General features: G+C 45.1%; 1 protein-coding gene and 1 pseudogene. Both read left to right on the forward strand.

Annotated elements, in window-relative coordinates; genetic code table 11:
- The first annotated feature begins 682 nt into the window (after positions 1–682).
- Positions 683–2,194 carry a reverse transcriptase domain-containing protein gene (locus F6K49_RS40285; RefSeq protein WP_293030552.1) on the forward strand — a complete coding sequence of 504 codons (1,512 nt, stop codon included), beginning with the start codon at positions 683–685 and terminating at the stop codon, positions 2,192–2,194.
- Between the two features lie 240 nt (positions 2,195–2,434).
- Positions 2,435–2,657: pseudogene (locus F6K49_RS40290) on the forward strand (ABC transporter ATP-binding protein); the annotation flags it as partial.

Consider the following 2,657-nt stretch of genomic DNA (forward strand, 5'->3'; position numbering starts at 1 on the left):
AGTGCGGCTTGTTCCTAGTAGGAGCTTCCTGAAAAAGGAAGGGTATGACTAGGGGGAATCGCGGGTAATAACCCAAAATTCCTAACTATCTGATGGATGGTGGTGAAAGTCCACCCCTTTAGGAGAGAAGTGAATCCCTATCTGGCCACACCGAAATGGACGGCATTCCATTAGAGTGAAGCTGGCAACAGGGCGGAATCAGAGGTAAATCAGATGTGCCACTCTGCCGCTAATGGGGAGGTGACAAGGGTAACAGTAGCAAAAGTCCTGAAAAAGTGTCTTACCCCGAAGCCGCAATCTGACTAGTACATGCGAGACTTCATCCTTTCATTCTCACAGCGTTATTTCAAGGACAGCTGTAATCTCCGAGAAAAGGATAGGCAAAATGGTTAGAAGTTACCGCAAGAATAGTGGAGCCTTTATAGTTAGTCGGCTATGGGTAAAAGGGTTAAAAATTTTGTAGTAAGGCTCCACTATTCTAAGGTTTCATCTCCGGACTGCCCTAAATCACCAAAACAATCTAACAGATGGAACAAGTAAAAACGACAGCAATAGGTCTGGGTAACGGTCGAAACCCCAGTAAGCAACTGCCTTGCCGAATCCCTACTGTCGGGTAAGATGCCATCAGAAACTGGTGGCGGGTATCAAGATAAACAAATCAAAGGAGAGCATGGGTAGACACATGTCAAATAGATATAGTGACCTCTGGAAAAGGATAAACTGGAAACAGTATAAAAAGAACCTATTCCGCCTACAAAGACGAGTTTATAAAGCAGTTCAAGCTGGAGACTTAAGAAAAGCTCGGTCTCTACAAAAACTGATAATTAAATCCCGCTCAGCACAACTATTGGCAATCCAACAAGTAACACAACTCAATCAAGGAAAAAGAACTGCCGGAGTAGATGGGAAAGCCTCCTTAACCTACAAAGAAAGGTTCGAGGTACTTAAAAGACTAGGCTCCAGTGCGGAAAATTGGACGCACCAAGGCTTACGGGAAATCCCAATAGCCAAGAAGAATGGGGGTACGAGAATGTTGAAAGTACCAACAATCCAAGATAGAGCATGGCAATGTCTAGCAAAATACGCTCTAGAACCAGCTCACGAAGCTACGTTCAGTGCCTTCAGTTACGGATTCAGGACAGGCCGATGTGCCCAAGACGCACAAAAAATACTATTCCTAAACCTGAAATCAGACCGAAACGGCATCAACAAAAGAGTAATAGAACTAGACATCAAGAAATGTTTTGACCGCATCTCCCACGACTCCATCATGGATAGATTGCTAGCACCTGCGGGTCTGAAGATAGGGATATTCAGATGTCTAAAAGCAGGCATCAATCCGGAATTCCCGGAGCAAGGAACGCCCCAAGGAGGCGTGGTCAGCCCACTTCTCGCCAATATTGCACTTAACGGAATAGAGGAAATAAACCCCAGAATCAGAGGCATTAGATATGCAGATGACATGGTGTTTATACTCAAGCCAAAAGACAATGCTGACAAAGTACTTCAAAAAGTTAAGGAATTCCTGGCAGAAAGAGGTATGGAAATCAGTGAAGAAAAGACCAAGCTAACCAAAACGACAGACGGCTTCGACTTCCTGGGGTGGAACTTCCGCGTCCAGAAAAACGGAAAATTTCGGTCTACTCCCTCAGTGGAAAACCACCGGAACATACGTGAGAAGATAAAAGCCGTAGTCAACAACTCGAACTATGGGGCTAAAGTAAAGGCAGAAAAATTAGCATCTAAGGTACGTGGATGGAGGAATTATCATAAAAGCTGCGATATGAGCGGAACACGTGATAGTCTCTGGCATATGAAACAAACCGCACATCGTAAATTCCGAAAGGAAAAGAAGATAAACCGGTATCAAGCCAACGACTTATGTGAAAAAGCCTTTCCAGCAGTTGGATATGAACAAAATCAGCACGTAAATGTCAAAGGGACTAAGTCTCCCTATGACGGAGACCTAGTCTACTGGAGCGGAAGAAATTCCAAACTATATGACAATGTTACAGCAAAAGCCTTGAAAAAACAGAACCATTCCTGTGGATACTGCAAGATGAAATTCATCGGTGAAGAGAGAGTACACCTCCATCACAGCGATGGAAACCATGACAACTGGAAAATGAACAACCTAATGGCGGTTCACCAAAGCTGTCACCAGCAAATCCACTGGAGCCAAAAAGATACTTAGGAGCCGTGTGAGGGGAAACTTTCACGCACGGTTCTGGAGCGGAGGTGCCCCGGATAATACCGGGCATCGACCGTAATTGTAGCAAATGGGACTTCTCAGACAACCTCTAAGAGTGAAAGGCTTTTTAGGGAGTCTGTAGTCTGTAGGATGGGCATTGCCTGGGCAAATCCGATACTTGTCACCATCAGCTAACCGTAAGTGATAGGTTAAAACAGAAGCCATCATTCTCCCGATTGACACTTGAAACCCCACTCTAGTTACTGGCAACTGCGACCTTACCTTCGTTCCCAACGCTTAACTCTTGCTCAGACATTGGTTTGTACATTAGTATTCACTGTCTGCTGGCCCCTACTCCTTTGGCTATCTGAGCCCTTTTTTGATGTGGTCGGACAGGGAAAACTGGTCAGGAGTCTTCAGCTAGCTGGGTTAGCTGCTGTTGTGTTTCTGACCCAGAAAATAGCGC

Source organism: Moorena sp. SIO3I6 (assembly GCF_010672095.1).

What these genes read in the sequence shown, in the direction of transcription:
- F6K49_RS40285 (WP_293030552.1), top strand. Translation starts at nt 683, where the DNA reads ATGTCAAATAGATATAGTGACCTCTGGAAAAGGATAAACTGGAAACAG.